This window comes from Coprobacter secundus subsp. similis (assembly GCF_015097275.1).
GTDB lineage: Bacteria > Bacteroidota > Bacteroidia > Bacteroidales > Coprobacteraceae > Coprobacter > Coprobacter secundus.
The window spans coordinates 1,805,407-1,829,591 of the sequence record NZ_AP023322.1; the positions used below are offsets into that span (position 1 = coordinate 1,805,407).

Annotated in this window: 24 protein-coding genes and 1 pseudogene; 5 read left to right on the forward strand and 20 right to left on the reverse strand. The window is 35.4% G+C overall.

Features of this window, described 5'->3' with window-relative positions:
• Positions 1-6 precede the first annotated feature (6 nt).
• A complete protein-coding gene (locus Cop2CBH44_RS07125) occupies positions 7-1,395 on the reverse strand; it encodes an NfeD family protein (RefSeq protein ID WP_021931201.1) in 1,389 nt (462 codons plus the stop codon).
• A 351-nt stretch (positions 1,396-1,746) separates the two neighbouring features.
• Here Cop2CBH44_RS07125 and Cop2CBH44_RS07130 point away from each other — a divergent pair, with 351 nt between their 5' ends.
• Positions 1,747-2,250 carry an RNA polymerase sigma factor gene (locus tag Cop2CBH44_RS07130; RefSeq protein ID WP_200755802.1) on the forward strand — a complete coding sequence of 168 codons (504 nt, stop codon included), beginning with the start codon at positions 1,747-1,749 and terminating at the stop codon, positions 2,248-2,250.
• 134 nt (positions 2,251-2,384) lie between these two features.
• Entirely contained in the window at positions 2,385-3,905 is a 1,521-nt protein-coding gene (locus Cop2CBH44_RS07135) for a ClC family H(+)/Cl(-) exchange transporter (protein WP_200755803.1), read from the forward strand.
• An 80-nt stretch (positions 3,906-3,985) separates the two neighbouring features.
• Here the strand turns inward: Cop2CBH44_RS07135 and Cop2CBH44_RS07140 are convergent, their stop codons facing one another.
• The 5 genes from Cop2CBH44_RS07140 to Cop2CBH44_RS07160 form a co-directional block, all read right to left on the reverse strand.
• Complete coding sequence (locus Cop2CBH44_RS07140) at positions 3,986-5,440, reverse strand: MFS transporter (protein WP_021931204.1); 1,455 nt, start codon at positions 5,438-5,440, stop codon at positions 3,986-3,988.
• 128 nt (positions 5,441-5,568) lie between these two features.
• Positions 5,569-6,240, reverse strand: a complete 672-nt coding sequence (locus tag Cop2CBH44_RS07145) for a bifunctional 4-hydroxy-2-oxoglutarate aldolase/2-dehydro-3-deoxy-phosphogluconate aldolase (protein WP_021931205.1) — start codon at positions 6,238-6,240, stop codon at positions 5,569-5,571.
• Between the two features lie 69 nt (positions 6,241-6,309).
• Positions 6,310-7,353, reverse strand: a complete 1,044-nt coding sequence (locus Cop2CBH44_RS07150; RefSeq protein WP_200755804.1) for a sugar kinase — start codon at positions 7,351-7,353, stop codon at positions 6,310-6,312.
• A gap of 197 nt (positions 7,354-7,550) precedes the next feature.
• Positions 7,551-8,348: an ABC transporter ATP-binding protein gene (locus Cop2CBH44_RS07155; protein WP_021931207.1), complete on the reverse strand. Its 798-nt coding sequence runs from the start codon at positions 8,346-8,348 to the stop codon at positions 7,551-7,553.
• Positions 8,345-9,088 (reverse strand): MlaE family ABC transporter permease, encoded by a 744-nt coding sequence (locus Cop2CBH44_RS07160; RefSeq protein WP_200755934.1) that lies wholly within the window; start codon positions 9,086-9,088, stop codon positions 8,345-8,347. Before Cop2CBH44_RS07160 ends, Cop2CBH44_RS07155 begins: the two co-directional genes overlap by 4 nt.
• 340 nt (positions 9,089-9,428) lie before the next feature.
• Here Cop2CBH44_RS07160 and lptB point away from each other — a divergent pair, with 340 nt between their 5' ends.
• The 3 genes from lptB (at position 9,429) to Cop2CBH44_RS07175 (ending at position 11,344) form a co-directional block, all read left to right on the forward strand.
• On the forward strand, positions 9,429-10,169 hold the full coding sequence (lptB, locus tag Cop2CBH44_RS07165) for an LPS export ABC transporter ATP-binding protein (protein WP_044228094.1): 741 nt from the start codon (positions 9,429-9,431) through the stop codon (positions 10,167-10,169).
• A 90-nt stretch (positions 10,170-10,259) separates the two neighbouring features.
• A complete protein-coding gene (locus Cop2CBH44_RS07170) occupies positions 10,260-10,721 on the forward strand; it encodes a hypothetical protein (protein ID WP_200755805.1) in 462 nt (153 codons plus the stop codon).
• A 173-nt stretch (positions 10,722-10,894) separates the two neighbouring features.
• Positions 10,895-11,344, forward strand: a complete 450-nt coding sequence (locus Cop2CBH44_RS07175) for a GtrA family protein (RefSeq protein ID WP_200755806.1) — start codon at positions 10,895-10,897, stop codon at positions 11,342-11,344.
• 69 nt (positions 11,345-11,413) lie between these two features.
• Here the strand turns inward: Cop2CBH44_RS07175 and Cop2CBH44_RS07180 are convergent, their stop codons facing one another.
• The 14 genes and pseudogenes from Cop2CBH44_RS07180 to Cop2CBH44_RS07240 all read right to left on the reverse strand — a co-directional run bounded on the left by Cop2CBH44_RS07180 (position 11,414) and on the right by Cop2CBH44_RS07240 (position 24,016).
• Positions 11,414-12,355, reverse strand: a complete 942-nt coding sequence (locus Cop2CBH44_RS07180; protein ID WP_200755807.1) for a penicillin-binding transpeptidase domain-containing protein — start codon at positions 12,353-12,355, stop codon at positions 11,414-11,416.
• A gap of 441 nt (positions 12,356-12,796) precedes the next feature.
• Positions 12,797-14,575: an FAD-dependent oxidoreductase gene (locus tag Cop2CBH44_RS07185; protein WP_021931213.1), complete on the reverse strand. Its 1,779-nt coding sequence runs from the start codon at positions 14,573-14,575 to the stop codon at positions 12,797-12,799.
• Between the two features lie 602 nt (positions 14,576-15,177).
• Positions 15,178-15,354: pseudogene (locus Cop2CBH44_RS07190) on the reverse strand (GGGtGRT protein); the annotation flags it as partial.
• Positions 15,355-15,520: 166 nt separating this feature from the next.
• Positions 15,521-16,111, reverse strand: a complete 591-nt coding sequence (locus tag Cop2CBH44_RS07195) for a putative polyvalent protein kinase domain-containing protein (RefSeq protein ID WP_005832800.1) — start codon at positions 16,109-16,111, stop codon at positions 15,521-15,523.
• Between the two features lie 193 nt (positions 16,112-16,304).
• A complete protein-coding gene (locus Cop2CBH44_RS07200) occupies positions 16,305-16,760 on the reverse strand; it encodes a lipocalin-like domain-containing protein (protein ID WP_005923901.1) in 456 nt (151 codons plus the stop codon).
• 51 nt (positions 16,761-16,811) lie between these two features.
• Positions 16,812-17,450 (reverse strand): hypothetical protein, encoded by a 639-nt coding sequence (locus Cop2CBH44_RS07205; RefSeq protein ID WP_004310782.1) that lies wholly within the window; start codon positions 17,448-17,450, stop codon positions 16,812-16,814.
• A 6-nt stretch (positions 17,451-17,456) separates the two neighbouring features.
• The gene (locus tag Cop2CBH44_RS07210) at positions 17,457-17,867 is read right to left on the reverse strand and encodes a hypothetical protein (RefSeq protein ID WP_004310783.1); all 411 of its coding nucleotides are present in this window, start codon (positions 17,865-17,867) and stop codon (positions 17,457-17,459) included.
• Between the two features lies 1 nt (position 17,868).
• The gene (locus Cop2CBH44_RS07215; RefSeq protein ID WP_004310784.1) at positions 17,869-18,117 is read right to left on the reverse strand and encodes a hypothetical protein; all 249 of its coding nucleotides are present in this window, start codon (positions 18,115-18,117) and stop codon (positions 17,869-17,871) included.
• Between the two features lie 871 nt (positions 18,118-18,988).
• Positions 18,989-19,576: a tyrosine-type recombinase/integrase gene (locus Cop2CBH44_RS07220; RefSeq protein ID WP_004310785.1), complete on the reverse strand. Its 588-nt coding sequence runs from the start codon at positions 19,574-19,576 to the stop codon at positions 18,989-18,991.
• A 150-nt stretch (positions 19,577-19,726) separates the two neighbouring features.
• Complete coding sequence (locus Cop2CBH44_RS07225; protein WP_004310786.1) at positions 19,727-20,173, reverse strand: JAB domain-containing protein; 447 nt, start codon at positions 20,171-20,173, stop codon at positions 19,727-19,729.
• An 85-nt stretch (positions 20,174-20,258) separates the two neighbouring features.
• Positions 20,259-21,278, reverse strand: a complete 1,020-nt coding sequence (locus Cop2CBH44_RS07230) for a DUF3871 family protein (RefSeq protein ID WP_004310787.1) — start codon at positions 21,276-21,278, stop codon at positions 20,259-20,261.
• 468 nt (positions 21,279-21,746) lie between these two features.
• On the reverse strand, positions 21,747-22,403 hold the full coding sequence (locus Cop2CBH44_RS07235) for a hypothetical protein (protein ID WP_005923893.1): 657 nt from the start codon (positions 22,401-22,403) through the stop codon (positions 21,747-21,749).
• A complete protein-coding gene (locus Cop2CBH44_RS16535; protein ID WP_004310789.1) occupies positions 22,363-22,548 on the reverse strand; it encodes a hypothetical protein in 186 nt (61 codons plus the stop codon). The genes Cop2CBH44_RS07235 and Cop2CBH44_RS16535 overlap by 41 nt, the downstream gene beginning before the upstream one ends.
• A gap of 400 nt (positions 22,549-22,948) precedes the next feature.
• The gene (locus Cop2CBH44_RS07240) at positions 22,949-24,016 is read right to left on the reverse strand and encodes a hypothetical protein (RefSeq protein WP_004310790.1); all 1,068 of its coding nucleotides are present in this window, start codon (positions 24,014-24,016) and stop codon (positions 22,949-22,951) included.
• Positions 24,017-24,185 lie beyond the last annotated feature (169 nt).

Below are 24,185 nucleotides of genomic sequence, written 5' to 3' on the forward strand. Positions count from 1 at the left end.
TATGATTTATTTCGTTTTTATTACATATAATTGTGTATTTTCTGTCTTCACTACTTTTATAGATTCTCCTTTTTCTATATACCCATACAATGCCATAGCGTCATATTCTTCACTTCCTATCATTACTTTTCCCGAAGGTCTCATAATAGTCGCTGCTATCCCCTCTCTACCTACAAGCTCAAATAAATCTCTCGGAACTCCAATAAAGCCCTTCTCTGCATCTTGAACCGTATGCAAAGCTAAACGATGAAATATGCCTTTTGACCCTATCTTATGTGCTAAATATATAGCAATTACAAAACCCATAACAATACCAGATATCACAGTCAATATACTTTGGCTAATAATCCTAGGCTCAACTGGGGAAAAATCAAAATCAATATTATTAATCAAAGCTAATATCAATCCGGTAAAAACCATAATACTACCTAATATCCCAGCAACACCAAAACCCGGTATAATAATAAGTTCCAATATCAGTAAAATAACTCCTACCAAAAATATCAATATTTCCCATCCTGCTGCAAATCCATCAATATACAAAGGAACAAAATACAATACCCCAGCTATTAATGCCGCTGCCGAAGGAAAACCGATACCCGGAGATTGCAACTCAAAATAAATGCCCCCGATAATTATCATCACCAATATCGCTTGAAATGCCGGATTAGTTAAAAAACCAGCTATCTCATCAAATAAAGTAGGATGATATTCTTCTATTGTATACTGTTTTTGATTCAGGCATTTTGAAATAATTTCATCAGTACTATTTACAATTGCTTCGCAATACCCCCATTTCTCAGCTTCCAAAGCTGTTAATGTAAGCACTTTTCCAGAATCAATTACACTCGGTATTACAACCCTCTCATCAACCATCGCTTCCGCAATATGGGGATCTCGTTTCCAACGGACAACCGTATCTCCATCATTGATTATAGTATCAGCTCCATGGGCTTCTGCAGTCGAACGTATAGTAGCTCTCATATAAGATTGATACTTGTCTGGCATAGCCTCTCCATTTCCATTTACTACTGTAGCCGCACCTATATTGGCTCCTGGCCTCATATATATACTATCACAAGCAATGGCTATAAGAGCCCCTGCTGAAGCTGCATTATTATCTATAAAAGCATAAACCGGAATAGATGAATTCAAAATAAGTGTTCGTATTGAGTCTGCATGAATAACAGTTCCTCCATATGTATTCATATGCAAAATAACTGCATCGGCTTTTTTCTTTGATGCCTCAGCCATCCCTCTTTTTACATATCTCCACGTAGTACTTCCTACCTCTTTCTTCAAATTTATTTTATATATCAATGTTTTCTCAACAGCATAAACCGAAAAAACTGGAAGTAAAAATAAAATTATAATAACAAATGAGAACCTTTTCATCCTTTTTACGTTATATTCATATACGAAGTTAGTCTTTTTCTCTGAAATATAAGAAATTCATAAGAAATAAAACTATAATTAAGAGGAGAAATCTACATATCGTATCTATCACTATTACGTGATATTATCCTATTTATATCGTTAAATGGAAATAAAAAAATTGTATTCTATAAAAATAAAGCCATGATATAGACAAAATCCATAAAAAAAGACCACATATATGTTTTTAAACACTGTTAAATAACATATTTTTAATGAGAAAATTTTGAAATCCGATTTTATATAATTAGCTTTGTAATGAGCAGTAGCATGAAAATAAACGAAGTATTAATTAATCTAATTTTTGAATTTATGAATTCAAATAATTTTCAACAGCGATTGTTGGGATTACAAGACAATTTGCTGAATTTCGCTTACATGCTTACATCTGATCGGGAAGAAGCTAAAGATTTACTTCAAGACACAACCCTGAAAGCTCTTGACAACGAAGACAAATACATTGACAATGTAAATTTTAAGGGCTGGGTATTCACTATCATGAGAAACATCTTTATCAACAATTATCGAAGGTTTGTGCGCAATCAGACAATAGTCGATCAGACCGAAGATCTGTACCACCTAAATTTACCTCAAGAATCAGGATTCAATACTCCTGAAGGTTCGTTCACAGTAAAAGAAATAACAAAAGCGATAAATAGCTTTTCAGATGAATATAAAATTCCCTTTTCAATGCATGTAGCAGGATTTAAATATCACGAAATTGCAGAAAAGATGGGACTTCCTCTCGGAACAGTAAAAAGCCGAATATTTTTTGCTCGCCAACGTTTACAAGAAATACTTAAAGATTACAAATAAATAATAAAAATGACAAGAATATGACGAGGCGAATAGACTATTTCACTATTTGCCTTATTCTTGTTTCTATAAACAAAAGCCCTCTATTTATAATATAAAGGCTATTATTTGTATAAAACATCATCCGATTCATTATGAAGTTTTCCCACATCAAATTGTATGTACTATCATTATTTGTCGGCATATTGACTGGATTTGTGACTATACCTTATAGATATCTGCTCGAAAAATCAGATATATTTAGAGCATACTTCTTTGTTGAACATCACAGTTGGTGGTTTCATCTACTCACAGTTGCTATTATGTGGATTATAGCCCTATTTATCTATATATCAGTAAAAAAGTTCCCGATTATTTCGGGAAGTGGTATACCTCAAGTCGAAGGAGCTATTTATGGAAGATTCAAATTTTCATATCCTTTTCGTCTACTTATAGCTAAATTTTGGAGTGGTGTGGCTGGTATAGGTATGGGATTATCGTTAGGCAGAGAAGGCCCTTCGGTGCAAATGGGAGGATTTATAGCTCGAATAATAGGAAAATGGAGTAAAGCCAATGTATCAGAACAAAGATATCTTTACACTGGAGGAGCTAGTGCCGGATTGGCTTCAGCTTTTACAGCACCTCTCGCCTCTACGATTTTTATTGTAGAAGAAATTGAAAAATTTGATTCTGTCAAAATTATAATAACCTCATTATTAGCATCTACAGTATCAGCATGGATGGCAAGCATCATCCTTCCAACAAATATTTACGCACCCATACAAACCACATGGCCTGAAGAAATGAGCACTTTTTCATTATTTATCACTTTCATTTTCTTTTCTATACTACTTACCGGAGCTGGAAAACTTTTCAATTCATCATTACTCAATTTCCAAAAAAAATTTAAACAAATGCCAATACCCATATATTGGAAAATACTAATTATAATACTACTAACTTACTTACTTGGCTTCTTTTGTACAGATTTATTAGCTGGAGGCGAACGCTTTTTAATACAACAAAGTTCTCCTTTGGCTTACACAGGCATTGTATATCTCACCATTATTATATTCATAAAAATTTTCTATACACCACTATGTTATGCGACCGGATTTCCAGGAGGTATTTTCCTACCATTATTAGTGTGCGGCGGATTACTAGGAAAATGGTTCTCTCTTATACTTATACAAATAGGGCTATTAAATGCTGCTCACACAGGATTTTTTATGGTTATCGGAATGTCTGCTCTTTTCAGTGTCGTCGTTCGTTCACCCATTACTGGTATAATATTAATACTTGAAATGACCCAAAAATTCAATATTCTTTTTCCTATGATTATCGTTGTGAGTCTCTCTTACTTTTTCAGCCAAATTGTAAATGTCAAACCAATTTATGACATGCTATATCAACGACTATTACCTACAGGACTTCAAAATTCGGACAGACGTATTACAATCTCTTTCAATATAAACGACAGCTCATATATGATAAACAAATGCCCTTATGAATTGCAGCTACCTCAAGGTTGTACAATATTTAGTGCAAAACGGCACAATCAAGAGCTCAGCCTTAAAAAAGATAAACTTAAAAGTGGTGATGAACTCTATATAGAACTATATTCCCGAGACCTTGAAACTTTATATAGGCCATTACGTAGCATGGCAAACGAATAATTATTTTCAAAATAAAAAATGTCCGGACAAAACATATATTGATTTCTCCGGACACTTCTTTAAATTTATTTATTGTGAAATTATAACCGAATAGGTTTATATTTAGGAACAAGCGCTTTCATAACAACCCAGCCAATCAGATATGCAACAGCACAAAACGAAAAGACTATGAAATATCCCGATTCAATTCCCTCAAATCCAAGAAAACTCATTCCTGAATTTTCGGAATAATCAAATAACAAACCAGAGCCTTTATTGATAAATACAGAACCAATGCCACCAGCCATACCACCAATACCAGTTATAGTTGCAATCGCACTTTTAGGAAACATATCTCCAATAGTAGAGAATATATTGGCCGACCATGCCTGATGTGCAGCACCGGCAATACCGATAATGATAACCGGGAACCAATATGTCATATGACCTAATGGTTGAGCCAAGAGTGCTAATAACGGGAAAAAGGCAAATATCAACATGGCACGCATACGCCCAGCATAAGGATTCATCTGCTTTTTATCTACAAAATAAGTCGGTAACCACCCCCCAACAATAGATAATAAAGTAATAGCATATAAGACAAATATAGCTAACTGACTTGCAGGATCGGACGATTTCATATCGTATACCGAACTCAAGTATGCAGGTGTCCAGAACAGATAAAACCACCATACACCATCAGTCATAAATTTACCAAAAGCAAACGCCCACGTCTGTTTAAACTTAAAACATTCTACAAAAGATAATTTCTTGCCTTCAACTGTCTCATCTTTAGATTGTTCTTCCGAGCCCTTATCTTGTTGTATATATTCCAACTCAGCAGCATTTACATGTTTACTTTTATCCGGTTTAGCATATATAAACACCCAAAATCCCATCCAAACAAAGCCTAAAGCTCCGATAATAATAAATGACATTTCCCAGCCATATAACTCCGCAATTAGTGGAATAGAAACTGGTGCAGCCAAAGCACCAACAGTAGCTCCCGCATTAAATATACTGGTAGCATATGCTCTGTCTTTTTTAGGGAAATACTCTGCTGTTGCTTTAATCGCAGCTGGAAAGTTTCCTGCTTCACCTATAGCTAATACAAAACGAGCAAAGACAAATAGTGTTACACTCACATTTACAATCATCGCAACATCGTCCACTTTGGCAAGAGCTTCTTTGGCCCCTTCAAAGCCAACAAACCACTCTCCGGCAACAATACCAGAAGTTGCAATTCCACAAAAAGCATGTACACATGCTCCTAAAGACCAAATACCAATAGCCCACAAATATCCTTTCTTTGTATCTAACCAATCCACCAAACGACCGGCAAATAACATACCTATGGCATAAATAAGAGAAAATAATGCCGTAATGTTTCCATAATCATCGTTAGTCCAGTGAAACTCCGGAGCAATAAAATCTTTCCAAGTCAGAGACAATACCTGCCTGTCCATGTAATTGACTGTTGTCGCAAAAAACAACATTGCACAGATAACCCATCTGTAATTTGTCATCTTTCCCATTCCATTTTTTGATGTATCCATTCTCAAATATTTGTGTTAGTGTTTTTCTTTGATTCAAAAAGCCGGACAATAGTATACGCCGGACAAAGTAATAAAAAGAAAGTTTTTCATTTCTTCACCGAAGATAATGAAAAACCTCTATATTCAAATCACTTTCTAAATTTTTTAATTATAGCCAGAGCTTCAGCACATTTATTAGTAATAGCAGACCAATCTTTAGCTTTTATAATATCTGCGGGGAATAAATTTGATCCCATTCCTACGCATGTAACCCCAGCTTTAACCCAAGCTGAAAGATTCTCTTCTGTAGGTTCGACAGCACCCGTTACCATTAACATAGACCAAGGCATCGGGGCTTTTACATTTTTTACAAAAGATGGTCCTCCTACATTCCCTGCGGGGAAAACTTTACATAAATCACAACCAGCTTCTTGTGCGAATCCAATTTCAGATACTGAACCACATCCTGGTGTATAAGGAATCAAACGTCTATTACAAACCTTCGCAATCTCTGGATTAAACAAAGGACCAACAACGAAATTTGCTCCTAACTGAATATATAAAGATGCTGTCCCAGGGTCAACAACTGATCCTACTCCCAAAATCATCTCCGGGCATTCAATTGCAGCAAACTTAACCAACTCTGCAAATACTTCCTGTGCAAAATCTCCACGATTGGTAAATTCGAAAGCTCTTACACCTCCCTCATAGCACGCCTTTACTACACTTTTAGATATTTCAATATCTTTGTTATAAAATACAGGAACCATTCCTGTAGAGGCCATTGCGTTAATGACCTGCATCTTAGAAAATCTTGCCATATTTTTATAATGAAAATAAATGGTAATGCTCTCTACACACTACCATTTAGTTAGTTTATACTTTTAATATCATCGTGATACTCGCCCTGAAGCATCCCCACTCATCAACTTCTCAACTTCATCTACTGTCACCAAATTAAAATCTCCATATATAGTATGCTTCAGACAAGATGCGGCAACAGCAAAATTCAAAGCTTTCTGATCATCATCAGTATATGTAAGCAACCCATAAATAAGACCACCCATAAAAGAGTCACCTCCTCCTACACGATCTACGATATGAGTGATATCGTAACGAGGAGATTGATACAATATATTGCCATCATACAATACCCCACCCCAAGTATTGTGATTAGCATTAATAGAACCTCGTAAAGTAACAATAACCTTCTTAGCCCGAGGAAATTTTTTCATCAATTGAGTACAAACCGATTTGAACTCGGCAGCATTTACCTCACCCTCAGTCTGAGTAACATCAAAACCTTCAGGTTTAATTCCAAATACTTTTTCAGCATCCTCTTCATTCCCTAAAATGACATCACATCCCGCCACCAATTCCGGCATAATCTCTGATGCTGTTTTTCCATATTTCCATAAATTTTTACGATAATTTAAATCGCAAGAGACTGTTATACCCAAACGATTTGCAGCTTTTATAGCTTCAAGACAAGCATCTGCTGCACCCTGAGAAAGTGCAGGTGTAATACCTGTCCAATGAAACCAGTCAGCTCCTCTAAACACATCATCCCAATTTATCATACCTGGCTGAATTTCTGAAATAGCAGAATGAGCGCGATCATACACAACCTTACTAGCTCGAGCTACAGCCCCTGTCTCAAGAAAATAAATACCCAAACGGTCACCTCCATAAACAATATGACTAGTTTTCACTCCATGTTTATGTAAATCCATTTCACAACTATGGGCAATATCATTTTTAGGCAAACGAGTTACAAATTCAGCATCAAGTCCATAATTAGCTAACGAAACTGCAACATTAGCCTCTCCTCCACCAAAGGTCGCAGTAAATTCTGTGGCCTGACAAAAACGTTGATAACCTGGTGTTGCCAAACGCAACATAATTTCTCCAAAAGTGACTACTTTTTTACTCATGGTCTTAAACAATTTATTGAATTCTTTTTTTGATACATTTCACATCCAGTACTTATAAAGTCTTACCTTCCACTTAAATTTCCTAATCCGGTATAACTTTTAAACCGGGTACAAATATAAGAGATTTATCTAAATTAGTACAAACGTTTGCACAAAAACTTTACAGTTAATAATGAATAAATTATCATCTATTAATTTCATTTCCCAGATTTATTATCAAAAAAAGATTCCAGATTTTCCTTTACAACATATTTCTTTACCATCTTAAACAAATTAGACGCAAAGACAAAATCATCTAAAGCCTCATTTTTTGCTGTAAAGATTTCTTCTTTCGTACCAACCCATTCCTTATGACCTTTATTCAGAAATACAATATTCTCACCAATACCCATGACCGAGTTCATATCATGAGTATTAATAATAGTTGTCATATTGTATTCCTTAGTTATATCACTCACCAGCTCATCTATTACAATCGAAGTGCGCGGATCAAGTCCAGAATTCGGTTCATCACAAAATAAATACTTAGGATTCAAAGCTATAGCCCTTGCTATAGCAACGCGCTTTTGCATACCTCCACTAATTTCCGACGGATACAAATTATTTACACCCTTTATATTTACCCTTTCTAAACAAAATTCAGCTCGTTTTACTCGTTCTACCATTGACTGACGTGTAAACATCTTCAAAGGAAACATCACATTTTCAAGTACTGTCAATGAGTCAAACAACGCAGAACCTTGAAATAACATCCCAATTTCAGACCTTAAAGTTCTAACTTCCGAGCTGTTCATCTTCAACAAATCCTTACCATTATATAAAACTTGCCCTGATTCTGGACGTATCAAACCTACAATAGATTTCATCAAAACAGTCTTTCCCGAACCACTTTGCCCAATTATCAGATTAGTCTTACCCGCATAAAAAGTCGCACTGATATCATGCAAGATAGTCTTACCTTCAAATGATTTCACTATATTTTTTACCTCTATCATTGCAATAACAAATTAGTAAGCAACACATCCAACAATAAAATCATCACGCTACTCACCACCACAGAGTCAGTACTGGCCTTTCCCACCTCAAGAGCTCCTCCTCTAGCGTTATACCCATAATAAGAAGCCACCGAACTAATAACGAATGCAAAGAAAAATGATTTAATAATCGAATACCAAATATAATATTCTACAAAGAAACTTTGTAACCCATAAATATACTTGGCTGTAGAAATCATTCCCGTAAATGAAGCGATCAGATAGCCGCCCATCAAGCCTGTAAACATACTGAAAACCACCAACACCGGAATAAAAGTCACTAAAGCGATAATCTTAGGCAATATAAGGTAATTAGCAGAATTCACCCCCATGATATCCAACGCATCTATTTGTTCCGTTACCCTCATAGTGCCAATTTCCGACGCAATATTAGACCCAATCTTTCCTGCCAATATCAAACTCATGATAGAGGAAGAAAATTCCAATATCAAAGTATCTCTTGTCACCAAACCTACCGTATATGCAGGGATTAAAGGAGACATAATGTTCAATGACACCTGAATCGTTATAACTGCACCGATAAATAATGAGATAGTCACTACAATAGCAATTGAGTCAATACCCAATTTATATACTTCAGCAATATAACGTCTGAAAAACTCACCCCAACGATCTGGGGCAGAAAATACCCTTGCCATGAGCATGACATAGTCACCAAATTTTTCTAATGATTTAGTCAATATCATAAAAAACAACTTTTTCTATCATAGAAACAAACGATTCTACACTACAAACATAACTAAAATTATTGTATCGTTAAGTGTCAATTAAACAAAAAAACACTATTTACACACTTATTATAACAATCTTTCTTTCTCAATAAACACAATTTGGGACAAAGAACCTAACGTAATCCATAAAAATATATACCTTTGTCCACAATAAATTTTTTATTTTAGAGAGTATCGGATGAAGACAAAAAAGAGTGAAAAAGAAATTACTCCCGAAACAATAACACCCATAATTGTCGAGGAAAATATCATCGTTGAGAACGAAATTACTCCAAAATCTGAAGACCCGATGATGACATTACGTACTGAAGATTTGGTAAAAAAATACCGTCAACGCACTGTTGTTAACCATGTTTCCATCAATGTAAAACAGGGTGAGATCGTAGGGTTATTAGGCCCGAACGGTGCCGGAAAGACTACTACGTTCTACATGGCCGTAGGGCTTGTTACTCCAAACGAAGGGCGTATTTTTCTAAATGACCTTGACATTACCAAATTTCCTGTTTATAAACGAGCACAACATGGAATAGCCTACCTAGCCCAAGAGGCATCAGTATTCCGAAAGATGTCAGTAGAGGACAATATACTCTCCATATTACAAATGACAGGAGAAAGCAAAACTTACCAAAAAGAAAAACTTGAAAGTCTCATTGCTGAATTCAGGCTACAAAAAGTTCGAAAAAATCTTGGAGACCAATTATCAGGGGGCGAACGCCGGCGTACTGAAATAGCCCGATGTCTGGCTATCAATCCCAAATTTATCATGCTTGATGAACCATTTGCAGGAGTTGACCCTATTGCCGTTGAAGATATACAATACATCGTATACAAATTAAAAGAAAAAAACATAGGGATACTCATCACAGACCATAATGCTCCAGAGACACTTAGCATTACTGACCGAGCCTACTTATTGTTCGAAGGAAAAATCCTCTTTCAAGGAAGTTCCGAAGAGCTAGCGGCTGACCCTATTGTAAGAGAAAAGTATTTGGGCCGAAATTTCATATTCCGTCGAAAAAAATTCGACTAAATGGTATCTCCCTCAATATATAGTCATTCCCAGTTAATTTCTCTATTACAATATAAGAATTACGATAGGGAAATTCCCTTCAATAAATACATGGGGAATTTAATATTAGAACAAAATTTGTTTGGTCTAATGATGGATATTATTTGTAAGGAAAAAGGGAATATCGCATTTCGTGCAGCATGGGCAGTCGAATATGCCTTTTTAAAGCGACCAGATTCATTTTTAAATTTTGTTCCACAATTTATAACTTATTTTCATAGAACAGAAAATGAAAGCGTACGGCGTCTTTATGGAAAAATTATGTATATATTACTTTCTAAAAAATGGTTAGTCCCTGATATTGATACAGCCGAATCAATCGCAGAAACAGTATGTCAATGGCTCACAGAATCTAAAGCCAAAATAGGGAATAAAATATGGTGTCTGAATATACTCCAAATCCTAAATCCACAAGTCGAATGGACTACAGAAGTCATGGAAAATATTATTGCAAAAGAATCTGTCTCCCCCACTCCTGGAATAAAATGTATTATTAGAAAATTAAGGCAGTAATATTACAAAAACACCTTATAAAATAATCCTATATAAACAACAAGACACATAAAATGTCCGACAGAAAGTTGTATATATAAATTTTTTGAGCTATTTTTACTAAAATTTTTGAGATAAAAAGGAAAATATTTTTTCAAGAATCATCATATTCCGTAATAACAACAATCCAAAGGATGAAAAAAAGATTACTTAATAGTGAACCTATTCGTTTCTGTATTGTAGGAACAATCGCTACTATTATTCATTACGGATTATACTTACCTTTAAGCTCATTTTTGAAACTAAATGCAGCTTACAGTATAGGATTTATTGTCAGCTTTATATGCAATTTTTTATTATCTAATTATTACACATTCCATACACGTCCTACATGGAAGAGAGCTATCAGATTTAGTGGAAGCCACATTGTTAACTACATCATGCAAATATCTTTTTTCAATTTATTTCTCTTTCTTGGAGTCTCCAAAGCTTATGCTCCAATGCCCGTCTGGGCAGTAATCATGCCTATCAATTTTCTTTTAGTCCGTTTCGCTTTAAAACCTCATAAAAAACATATACCAGTAACCTCACCCCAAAAGACAACTCCAGACTACCAAAAAATAGAAATTACCCAAAAGTCATAATAAAAATAATGCCACCCTACGACTTACATAAGGTGACATTATATGACAAATCTTAAGTTGCAAATTCCTTTATTTCTCCATTATATACTCAGCAATCTGTCTAAAAGTATCTCCTGCAATTTTCTCAATAGGTTGACTATTTTTAGGGTTACTAATAACCACTAAACATGTATATTGCGGAGCATCTGCCGGAAAATATCCACAAAATTCTGATTTTACCTCATCTTCCGTAATAGCAGACCCTGTCTTACCTGCAATTTTAACTTTTTCCGACAAAGCAGGCTTTCCAAGACCAAAAGTTACAGTCTCATCTAAAATTTCACGTATTCCCTTCATTGTTGTACCAGAGCAAAGAGTCGTATCATTTTTAGACACAGTATAATAGAAAGACAACATTTCTGCCGGAGTCATAGTCACACCATACCCTTGTCCTACGCCCAAAAATGTTTTTGTATCATCTGGAGATGGAACATTTACAATACGTATCAGTTTTAGTTTTTGAGTAAACATCATAGGCTGCTCCCCATAATTATCAAGTAATATTTTAGCCATACCTATATTTGAAGAAGTAGCAACAATATCTTTTACTGTAATTTTCCCTGTCCGTGCCATCTGGGTATTTTCATCCGTTATAGAAACCCCATCATACACCAATGTATCTCCTGGCATTTCAATACTATCATTCCACGTAATAAGTCCATCTTCCAATGCAGGAATCAAAGCAAACGGCATTAATAAAGAACCCATCTCCGATTGGGCAGAGAATATACGATTACTACCTTTTTCATATTTCCCATCCATTCCGAGTACCATATTAACTGAAACTTTAACTTGTCCGGCTGTATCAATAACAAGTACATAACCCGAATCTGCTTGCAATTCGACTAAACTTTTCTGCAAAATATCACCAATAGCCGAATCCATTTTAGAATTCTCACCTTTTTTACCCGAATTACAAGCCAGTAAAACGAATAAAAACATCACACTCATACACAAAATTGTTCTTTTCATATTATACACTTTTATCGGTTATTTGGGTAAAGATAAGAAAACTCTGTGATTTCCTATACTAAATCCCAGACTAATCCATCTCCTTCAACCTCATTATTCATGGACTTAATGCCTTAAAAAGTTAATTTTGCCCTTTTTCCATAGAAAAATAGATATTTCCCATATAAACTCATTTTCTATTTCTCACTTCCTCCCAAAAATCATTACACCAATCCTTACTGCTTATAAAAGATTTTAAATGTCATATTTAGAATAGATACAATCTATCTATCATCACATTTTATCTTTCGAATACCATTTTACCTAAATCTCTTTTTATAGGACCCAACCACTACGAACAAAGTTTTTGAATAAATAGAAAAATCAAATTCATTAAAAAGTTTGTAGTAAACTTTTTCTCTTTGGGAATAGTCTTTCTTTCACCATGCTCAAAAACTCAAATTACGAAACACAATCCAATAATTCCTGCAAATAATCAGTGTATAACTGGCGAGGAGAACAACGATATTTCATACACAGATAAGCAGCCATTCCAACAACCTCTCCCATCATCCCGGTAGTACGCTGTACTCGTATTGCACCTAAAGCAATATGAGTTACACTTATATTCCTTCCAGCCATAAATAAATTCTCTATATTACGTGAATAAAGGCAACGATAAGGAAAAGTATAATCCTCCTTCCGCTTATTAGGATGAATAGCGTAAGCTATAAATTCTTGCTCTGGGAAATATTTAGAATTTTGCTTATCTGGATAATGTAAATCAATTCCCCAAGTAGTTGTCACAATTGCATCTGGATAATTAACTTTACATCTTATATCAGTCTCCGTCAATAAAACATCTCCAACTAAACGATAAGACTCACGTTTACCTGCATTATAAGATAAATAAGTCAATTTATACTTTCCATATTTATCTCTTAAATAAGTTTTTAAATAAGCCCAATTACCATAAATAGCCCTAAAATTATGGTCCCTTATCAGTTCCGAATCTTCAACTATATGAAAATTACCAAATCCGGTTTCCCAATTCCAAACAGACTTGGTCAATTCAAAATGATAATCTTCAGTAAATTGTAACATCCATTCCTCAATTGGAAAAGCCGATATGCTATCCGTTAATGTCGCATACCATTGATTTGATGTACCCATAGTCAAACTATCGCTTTTTTCTGGAGCCCCAGCCTCTCCTGTCTGAGCCTTACTTTCACGTCCGTACAAATGGTCTGCACCAGACAATAGTCCCAAAGATGCATCTCCAGTACAGTCAGCAAATATTTTTCCCGAAAAGCGATAAGTTTTCAATGTATTGATATCCATTGCGTCTACATAGTCTATCTTTGTGCCCGACATTCCTACAGCATAGACATGCATATTTCTAAACAAAGAGATATTTTTCTCATTATTTATAATTTTCAGCCTCCAATTATCCCGATACATAGAAATATTCTCATTGCAAACTCCAGCAAAACCGTTATCAATTTCTCTCATAATAGAGCCTATTTTCGGATACTTATTCCTAAAAAGCTCTCCATCTGTAGGAATCCTTAATTCCGAACTACTATTACCACCCAGTACCGGACGATTATTAATCAAAGCTACTTTTAACCCTAACCTTGCTGCCTGTATTGCCGCACAAATTCCAGCAGTACCTCCACCCACAACTACAAAATCATATTCTCCTTCATAATAAAAATCTTTTAACTTTAACATTTTCTGCCTAAATAGCCGTAAACCGTCTACATCATTAGGCAAATTCACCTCAGCAGATTTTGAAAAGAATATAGCATCACATCTTGCATCAAAACCTGTCAAATCTCGTAAACGAATCTCTGTAACTAAGTTATCTATTTGTACCGTCCCTGCCTTATACCATTTCCACTCTATATCTCCAGATGCTCCAAAAATATAATCCAATTCTTTTCCATCTATTATCATTCTAAACCTACCGGGGCCTTTCGGATAAGGAGCCCAATCCTTTGTCCGTACCCAAATATAATAAACACCTGTCTCTGGAAATCTTACCTCAGTAACAGCATCTTCGACAACTTCACCTAAACCATGAGCCAGCAGATAAGGAGAACCCATCTGGTCAATGAATTGAGAATCAATCGACCAACCTCCCTTTGTTTCAAAAAGTTCTGTTTCTATCAAAACTGACTGGCTATTCACCGTAACCAAACTACATAGCAAAAGAAAAAATATAAAAATAATCTTCATCACACAAATGTTCATTTTTGAAAAACATATCACATCACAATCCTCCAAAACAGAAATAGTAACAAAGCTATACTCCTACTTATCCCAAAGAATATATGTTGCAACAACATCAGATTCATTTCCTATATTTATATTACAAATCAAAAACATATTTGTAATCACTGCTACTACCCAATCTAAAAAAATATTTTCCGTCTGATTATTAATTGAATATACACTATTAAAAACAAAATTTATCCATCATTCATTCAATAATACTTTTATCTTACTAAAAGCAATAGTGTTTGGAAGCTTCAATATCAATGCTACAAAGAATAGTTCCGATATATAATATGAAATAACCGACATACGTATCATCTGAATAAGTTTTTCACGATTACTCGTGTACAAATAAAAACTGAAAAGGTAAAAAAATAGAAGATATAACATACAGTTTATCTCTCCTATCGGTTCATCGGTTGAAACAAAGAACTAAAGATATCTACAATAAGAAAATACTCAATCTAAATATTCATCAACTAAATCTTATAACTGAATCTGATAAATAAAATCCCCATAACTCATCAGAGTTACAGGGATTTATATCGCAATTTAGGATTAAATTACTTGCTCAAAGCAGTAGCCACGTCAACCGCACAAGCCACTGTACATCCTACCATCGGGTTGTTACCGATACCCAAGAAGCCCATCATTTCCACGTGAGCAGGAACCGATGAAGAACCAGCGAACTGAGCATCTGAGTGCATACGACCCATCGTGTCTGTCATACCGTAAGAAGCAGCGACACAGCATCCCTGTAAGTATTTGCAAGCTGTTATTAATCAATGCTATAATAGCAATGGGTAAACTCCTTGTTAGTAAATAAAAGAACGAATTATCAAAAAGGGCTGCATCATGGGCAAATGCCTATGCGTTACCCTTTAGATGAGAGTACTCCAAATGGAGTTAAGACCGTAATCTAATTTGCGTGTCAATGAAGTATAAATCTCCGTCTATGCCATAAAGTACATTATTGGGAACTGCATCAAACACTTCATAATCCGAATTATGGTATTCGTCGTAATAGTCCATTTCAAAGCCTAATGCTTGCATATAAGCAGCTATCTCGTCTTCCGTAGCTTCTCGTTCAGCTAATATATAAGGTTGTACGAGAACTGCGCAAAATTCTTGCTGACTGTTATAAGCGAAGCCTATCATTTGATAAGGCACATTGCCAAAGAACTTGTTATGTGCAGCAATGCGGATGAAGAAGTTCTCTAAATCATCCCCTGCGTACTCAAAGTTATTTAATTTTACAACAGACACATTACCATCATGGAACACTTCATTCTCACCACCTCTATCCATATAAGTAATATTGAGGTGTGATAAGTCAATCCATAGACCATTGTCATTGGCAAACTTTATCAGTTCTTCTGTTTGTCTTCTCTTATAGCCCTCTGTTGATTCAGTTTCTCCTGCTGCTTCCTTACTTCTTCTGGCGATGCAGGTCGCTTGCTCCAAGAGGCTATTGATTGACGAGTGCGTTCTATCCATTCTTTGTGAAATTCGTTAATGTATTCCATAATTTGTTTGATTATGAGTTTAAGACAAAGGTAATCATTCCTCTTTTAATAGCAATGCTTTGGTTGTTATATTCTTGCGAATGGGGTGTTGTGGAACATTCTATAAAAGAGAAGCAGCATAAGAGTTCCCTCAAATGCTGCCCTGCCTTAAATTAGTTTGGCAATTAGTTAATCTTCTTGTAGGTGGTCGTAGTAATATCGTCTAACTCTAAACCACCGTCATCCGTATTATCCCAATCCTCAAAGGCGAGAACCAATTTATTAGCTGTAAGCTCATTGATAGTAAGGACATCCGAATAACCGTCATCGTAAGAGATAGTCAGCTTATTGCCTTTCAAAGACCAGCGACTTGTTTCTGTATATCCACCGTCCGCATAGCCTTCTGTGCAAGTACCGTCAGCTTTGAACTCCCATAAGCCATTGGTGTAGGCTTCATCAGAGGTGACAACTTCCTTGCCATTCTCCACTTTGTGAACCTTCTCCCAAGTGGACTGCCATTTACCTATAAGGTTGGCTTGGTCAATGATTGTCTGTTCTTCTTCATCATCGCTACAAGCTGTAAAGTTTACAGCCAACATGACCATTAACAAGGTCATTCCAATTAATCTTAAAGTTTTCATTATTAAATTGTTCTTTAGTTAGTAATATGTAAACTTTTCTCTCAATCGCTCTCATTTGTACTTATATTGACATAAATGTAAGTTCACGTAGTTGCCATCATGATATTCTTTACATTCTACCCAATTATTATGATTGTCGTATTGATATTCAAACTCTTTCTTTATTCTCTTGCCATTCCACCAAGAGTCATATAAGATTATATGTCCTAAATGATTATATTTAACGATAGCTTGTTTCTTTACACCGTTATCATCCCAATCAGATACTATTGTTCTGCCTGCTAACTGTCCTTCCTTTTCTGTGTCTTTAATATAACGAGTTATATTCTCAATAGTAGAACCTTCATGAGTTGGAGCTGGCTGTGGATTCATATATCCTTTAAGCATATATTCTTTAATATGTACTTTGCTGCCTTCAAATGTTCTTGTGTAAAGTCTTGATTGAAATCCATTTAGATAGCTTATTGTGTCACAACTCGCAATCTTTCCATTAGTAAAAAGCAACTTATGTTCAAGGTGTAATCTTTGAGTTTCCTGCATATTGTTATGAGGTGAGTACCATTTACTAATATCTTTTCTCTCAATAGTAAATGTTTGTGCTATTAATCCTTGAATAAGTTCTTTATTATGCAAACTGCCATATAGTCTGCTGATATGTATTGAGTAAATGTCTATAACTGAATGCCACATGATGATTTATTCTAATGAGAAACCTCCTAATTGCGTATAACTTTTTAAACAATATTGCATTCCCTTTCTTGAAGTTTTACCTGTTACGATAAGAGTATCAAATCCTAAAGTCATCAGTTGTCTTATGAAAGGTTTGTTTGATAATATGTATTGAGATATATCTCTAAATTCAGAATCCTTTATATTATTATCGTTCTCTATGGAGATTTTAAACCCACTTCTTAAAAAGAATGCACTCATTTCATGCGCATAGTTTGTATCTCCAACTGTTATAGAGACTTTGCAGAATCTATCTAACGCACCAGAACAATAGCTGTCTTTGAAAGTTTGATTCATCGTATTTATCAACTTCATTCGCTCCAATGAAGTACCTACTAAAGAATTGAGTAAGTTTTTAAAGAAATCGACAATATTCATATTACACTAATTTATCATTTACTAAATCCTTAATCTTTAAGAGTTCTCTGTAATTGAATCTGTTGTTATTAATCATTGCTGTTAGTTCCTCTGCTACATCTTTATTGTTGGGGTGTTTGTCTGGGTGAGCTTGTTTGATAAGCTCTTTGTATAGCGGTTTTGCTTTAGCCATGCTCTCAACAATATTGTATGCTTCATCACTTGTTGAATGATTCTTAGAACAGAATAGTCTGGCAAATATATTATTCATAGTATGCCTTTCAATTATTAAGAGAACAGCCATGCTGCTATTCCAATTACTACCAGAACTATAAGGATAACAAAGAATTCTGATAATTTGGGGTCTTCCCCATTATATTGCATTTTAGTCATAATTAGGATATTTGCGCTCATCTGTTCCCAAAGATGAGCATAAATAAAAAAGATGTGGGAACACTATTTGCTTTATCTTACTGACGGGCTTCTCGCATTGCCTTTGGAGTAGATAAAACAATAGCGACCCACACCAAAGGGCATATAGAAACCTCGCAACTATGAGGTAGGTATATATCCAAGTGTGGGTGCTACTGCTATCATCTTCACTCCATTTCAAATTTTGCGAGAATTTGTCAGTAGAAGATAATTTCAATAACACCTTTCGTTAACTATGTCCTTCCAACTCCCTAACGCATTAGTTCATTGGAATTGATGCAAAGATAATGAAAGGTTCTAAATTAATAGGCATGAAGTGTGGATTAATAGTAAATTCTATGCCCTCAAACATAGTCTGAATAAGATATTTAAGCAGAATTGCATCTGAACTCTCTAAATCCATGTGGGTATCAAATTCACTTCTCCCCATATAAGGACTAAATTCTGAATATTCTTACCTACCTTGAATTATTATCTTTAGGTCAGCATATTGTTGGATATTCAAGAAGTGCTACCTGTAACATGATTAATAAGAGTTGAGATAGTTATAAACTCTGTAAACTAATGGAATTGCATTACTTCTATAAGGCTGAAATGCCAAACTGTCAAGATTGGGCTTTAGATGTATCTAAGCTCAATATTTCATTGATTTGGGACAGAACCATTCAGACCACTATAAAGATGTATCTTAATAATCCTGTCCCAATCAATTAGAAGCTCAAACAGTCATAAGTCTGTAAGATTTCTTCCTGCCTTAATCCCAAGTATCTTTTAGTAATGGCAACAGAACTATGGTTGAACAGTTCCATCAGCTTTACTAAAGCAAGTTCAGCATTATCACTGTTCATGTTATAGACCTGTCTACCAAAAGTCTTTCTAAGAGAATGGCAGCTAAAGTTCTTAATCTTTAGCCTGTACTTCTTCTTCACCTCTTTAAGAATGATATTGATTCTCTGAATTGTGAAGATAGTGCCTTTCTGACTGATAAGGATTGGCGCATTGATTCCAACTGGATTTATATGCTCGTAGCACTCTTTAATATGATGTTGTAATTGTGGGTTTAGTCTGATAGTCCTTACCTTGCCTGTCTTTTGTTCAATTACTGTAAACTCGTCAGTATCTAATATCTGCTTCCATCTTAGAGATAGAATATCAGATATTCTTAATCCTGTGAAGCATCCTAAAGCTATAAGGAGTGAGATTTTATAATTCTCGTCTTTGGCTAACTTCCTTATGAGGTTCATTGCATCAGACCAAACAAGATAGTCTGCCGTTGTGCTTGAATATTTAAGTGACATAATGTTCTGTTTTATAATGAAATGAATAGAAGTGAATATTAATTCTGAGTTGGATTTACTAACTCACTGATTACTAAAGGAACATTCACTAATTATCAAAGTGAATATGATAAGGACACCCAACTTAAAAATTGAGTGCCATTTACCTTATTATAATTCTCCCTCGTCAGAGAAGCTGTAATATCCTGCATCTGTTAATATGAGGTGGTCTAAAACTGTAATCCTCATAAGTTGGGCTGCATTCTTGACCTGCTTAGTAATCTCCATATCCTGCCTGCTTGGTTTCAGATTACCGCTTGGATGATTATGTGCAAGGATAATGGCTACTGAATTGGTGAGCAATGCAGCTTGTAGAATTACTCTTACATCAGCACAAGTTTCAGTAATTCCACCCTCTGATATAAGAGTGTAACCTAAAACTTGCTTGGCTTGGTTAAGAAACAGTACTTTGAAGTATTCTTTGTAACAGATTGTACCCTCCTTATAGGTAGGAAGCAAGTATTTATAAGCATCCTCTGAACAAGTTACTTGATGCAGACTTTTAAATTTTGGTTTGTAGGACAGTTCCACTTCACCCACAGTATAATCTATATCCATAATGTACAATGTTTAATAAGTTGGTAGAAATAAAGAAAGGACACCAACTTAATGATGTCCCTTCCTCTCTCAATCAACAATCCACTCAGCCCAAGAACCAAGCGTATTCACTATCTCCTAATTTGGCACGTTGAATGCCTTGTACAAACTCTGTACAGTTAAGATTCCTCTCCAAGAAGTTATCAATGTAACTTGACTTTACAGAACCATTGAGCAGGTTTAAGAGCTGCCAGCCTGTAATGCTGTCCCCAGTACTCTTGAAATTCACATCAGAAACGAATGCTCTACAAGCTGCATTAATTTGACTGTCTCCCAACAATAGACGAGGTAAGCGTTTCTGTTGGTTGGGTGTAAGAGCTTGATATAATCTCATCCTGCCTATTATCTGGCAGAACTCACTCGTTGAGATTGACATCTGCCCAAGTGTCCTTAACAGATGCAGGTCTTTGGATGGGTTGTAAGCATGGAACAGATTCAATGCTGCTGCATATAGTTCCTGTACGCTTAGGACTTCTATCTTATCCTGCAAGCCGTCAGTAGTAAGCATTAAATTTGAGCACACACGATTACGAAAGCCTATGAAGATTTTAAATCTCTCAACAGACTTCTTACTGTATAGGTTAATCTCGTTATATGCTCTCACTCCACCAATGGATAACGCTAAACGATTACCGTATTCATCATGTACAATGGATGGAATTTCAAAACAGAAACACATTCTCTGATAGAACAAAGTTTTCTCTTCGTCTGTCAATTCAGATGCTTTCTTACCTAATGCACTTGGTATTCTGCCATTGATAGGGTGTGAGATTCTAATCTCTGGCATATCAAACTGTTCTCCATGAAAGTAATCCTTAGCTGCATCTACTACTGCACCTATAAAGGATTGGTGGCTTATGGTTTCCTCCATTGATGCAAAACTTGGAATGATGCAGTCTTGCTGTAAGTGCTGTAAGGTTACTTCCTGCGTGTTGGCTTCAATGAAATGGTTTACTCTCTTGGGTGCTGCTACTTCTTCCACAATGATTGCTTCTTCTGCAAACTCACCCATGTTTAATGATTCTCTACGCTGTGCCATAGCTGGCATAATTACTAAATCTCTCATAATGAAATTGAATTAAATGGTTATTGATTGAATGGATTTAATAGGAACAAACCTAAAACACAAGTGAATTTCTTCGCTTGTATCTTAGGCTGTCCTATGTCTTTCCCTAAAGATTCTTTCAAAGGAAATGAGGAGCATTAGTAAATTATTGGTTAGCTATGGCAATAGTGCATCGTGCCTGCTCTTGGATTAATAAGAATGCTTATTCCTGCCAACTATCAGACTGCATTTCTAAAGCATTCTTTTTATTTAAGAGCTATGAGGGGGTGTTTATGTGGGTAGGGGTGTCTTGTGCATTACTCTGATGGTTTAAAATTGTCATTACGAAGTAGCATTCATAAGGGCTGCTTACCCTTATCGTAGAAATTCAACTTTAGATGCTTCTAAAGTCAGAATAAGACAGAGTGGGGATTATTCGTACTATCTCTTAATATATTAATAAACAGTACGAAAAATCCTACTTGCCTGTTATTTGGACTTGAAAGCTATCTTAACCACGTTTTTTGAGTTGGTTGGATTCCACTCCTTGCGCTGTTTGGCTATGTTGTTGTCTAATAATAGTTCATTGGGAGTAAGCTCTATCCCTTTGGGTATATATCTTAACAAACCTGCACTATATAATTCCAGATTGTAACTCTCTACATTCTTCTTACCCATTCCCAATTTGTCAGCCAACTTATTAGGAGTAAGCAGTATCTTGTTGTTCTCTGCTATTAATAGGAGCTTGATATAATATCCTTTCACTTTAATATTCAAATCCACTGTCATAAAGAGGTAGGACAGTGTTATGAAGTTGGGATGTTCAATGGGTGGAATGCAGTAAATGCTCCTCATTACAAATTCTATAAGAGGATGGTTGATAGCTTCCCTATATCTCTTTCTAATCAGCACTGCCTCTATATCCTTATTGAAGTTCTTTAATGCGTCCTCTTTCTCTCCAGTTCGTTTGGCTAAGTCTTTGATTCTCCATCTGACCTTATAATAGTCGTTTCTATATAAGGACAGACAGAAGAACCTGTACAAATTGGGTGGATTGAGTTTATCTACAATAGACTTGTTAATGGTAGCATAATCCTGCCTAATGTTACTTGTCCTGTTTTGCAGGTATCTTTGAGGTATCTTCATATTCATTAGTAGCTGATTGAATAGTATTGGTAAACATTAAATCTTTCTTCTCTCGTTCCATCCTGTAATAGTAGGCAGTTCCAAAGTATATCTTGGCTTCCTTTCTGTTGTGAAACTTCTTTCCTGTTGGCAGATGAATTATCATATCAGTTTAAATATCAGTGAATTAATAAGCCAACTTCTGCAATGAGATATAATAGGTAGCAACCTTTCCATTCTTCTTTCTCCTTGTCTTTAGATAGTTATTAAGATTAGCCCACAATCCAATGTGAACCTTGTTATCTTTTACTCCCTGTTTAAGAGCCTTAACTCTTATCTGCTCATAAGTAAATTCTTCCATTTTAGATATTCTGAATAGTTTGTAAGTCCGTCAATCTATGTGGTGGGATTATCTGCTTGTAGTACTGTAAAGATAGTAACTCCATAAGTGAGAAACTAATGATAAGACCACACATTTAGTAATCAGACTTTAGACTATTCAGAATTTCTAAGAACTTGGGGAGAACAAGCCCACCTGTCACATGGGCTTTGCTCCGTAGTATGTATTATGCTTCTAAAGCATTTTGTAGCATTGCTTGAAAATCATCATCTTCCTTTATTTTCTTTAGTTTGTCATCATTAAGTTCTAATTGTTTTAGCTTATCCAAAGCCTTGAATGCTTGTTCTTCGCCATGTACTTTAGCATAACTGTTAAATCCTTTAATGAAGTAACGTTTAGTGAGAAATGTGACGCTGATTTTGGCAGCTTTGCATAGAGTTATAAAATCGTTACCTCTCTTGATGTCAACTATGGCATCTTTTGGTAGATTGTATTCTTCTCTTCTTAAAACCTTGTTCAATATCTTCTCTGGAATGTTCTTCTTGGTATAAATCAGACCTGCTGTCGTAGGATTGAATCCCTGTTGGATTAGTTCAGCCATATTCTCAAAGAGTTCATCTTTGGATGTCAAGGCAGCAACCCCTATCTTGGCTTTCATATCCCAATTACCAACTCTGTTGATTTCTTCCAAATAAGTTCCTATATCCTTAATATCCTTAACAAAGACATTGGGGATAGTCATATTACCTTTGACAGAGTTTAGTTTGGCAAATGCTGTGCTTCTGTGTTGACCGTCCAAGATTACAAAGTAGCCTTCTGCCTCTTCTTCTGTCAGAACTCTACCGTTTACATCTGTTACGACATATCCTGCCTTTATTAGTTTTGAAGCTTCTATCACGATGATGGGATAGGCTTCTTCATATTTGCCATTGTCAATAATAGCAATGAACGTATCTACTTTCTTTGAATCAATGCTTCTGTTATGTTTTACAAAGGCAATCTTCTTAGAGACCTTCTCCTCAGTTTTAGTTAATTGGAATGTAATAGGTTCGTCTTTAAGTGTGAGGGCTTTACTATTCTTCTCTTCAATAGCCTGCTTTAATTGTTTCACAATTAACTCTTGGGCGTGTAGAACGGTTTCTCCCAACTGTCTGTTAACTATGTTCTTCAAATCTCTTTCAGCTTTAATCAACTGTTGTTGTAAGCTGAGAGTGCGCACTGCCTTTCCTGCTTTAGCATTAGCTACTGATTTGCTGGTTGCAGTCTTTCCTGCTGTCTTAGTCATTGTTTTCATTGTCATCTTGTTTTTAATTATCAAATTAAGTTCTTTGTAACCGTCCAACCTATGCGCACTTGGCTTTCTGATTACGCTGCAAAACTACTTGCTTCTGGGCTGATTAAAAGAGAGAAATTAATGGGTGGTTTTACTTCCCCTCTTAATTGTCAGCTCGTCCGCTATCGTT